The organism is Algoriphagus confluentis, assembly GCF_036245625.1.
GTDB classification, from domain to species: domain Bacteria; phylum Bacteroidota; class Bacteroidia; order Cytophagales; family Cyclobacteriaceae; genus Algoriphagus; species Algoriphagus confluentis.
Map to the genome: position 1 here is coordinate 1 of NZ_BTPD01000045.1, position 504 is coordinate 504.

A 504-nucleotide genomic window follows, 5' to 3' on the forward strand; every position below is an offset into this window, starting at 1 on the left:
CATGTACTTCGTTTACATCATTTTTAGCCCAAAAACCAATAAATTTTATATCGGGTCAACAGATTCCCCTGAATCAAGACTTAAGCATCATAATTCCGGTGCAACCCCTTCTACCAAGTCAGGCGCACCATTTTGGGAAATAAAATATTTGGAATACCTACTTGATAGATCAGCTGCTTTAAAAAGAGAACTGGAAATAAAGAGAAAGAAAAGTAGAAAATATCTGGAGTATTTGATCAGCTCAGTTCACTAGAACGTCCCGCTTGCTAGCGGGAAGGTCATCGGTTCGAATCCGTTATCCTCCACTAAGGCTTGATCAATATGCAAGCCTTTTTTATTTTCAGTCATGTACTTCGTTTACATCATTTTTAGCCCAAAAACCAATAAATTTTATATCGGGTCAACAGATTCCCCTGAATCAAGACTTAAGCATCATAATTCCGGTGCAACCCCTTCTACCAAGTCAGGCGCACCATTTTGGGAAATAAAATATTTGGAATACCT

Annotated in this window: 2 protein-coding genes; both read left to right on the plus strand. The window is 38.3% G+C overall.

Features of this window, described 5'->3' with window-relative positions; genetic code table 11:
• Positions 1-253, plus strand: a 253-nt coding sequence (locus AAA943_RS21815; protein ID WP_338226529.1) for a GIY-YIG nuclease family protein, incomplete at its 5' end; no start/stop codon positions are given.
• 93 nt (positions 254-346) lie between these two features.
• The coding region (locus tag AAA943_RS21820) for a GIY-YIG nuclease family protein (RefSeq protein WP_338226530.1) at positions 347-504 on the plus strand (158 nt) is incomplete at its 3' end.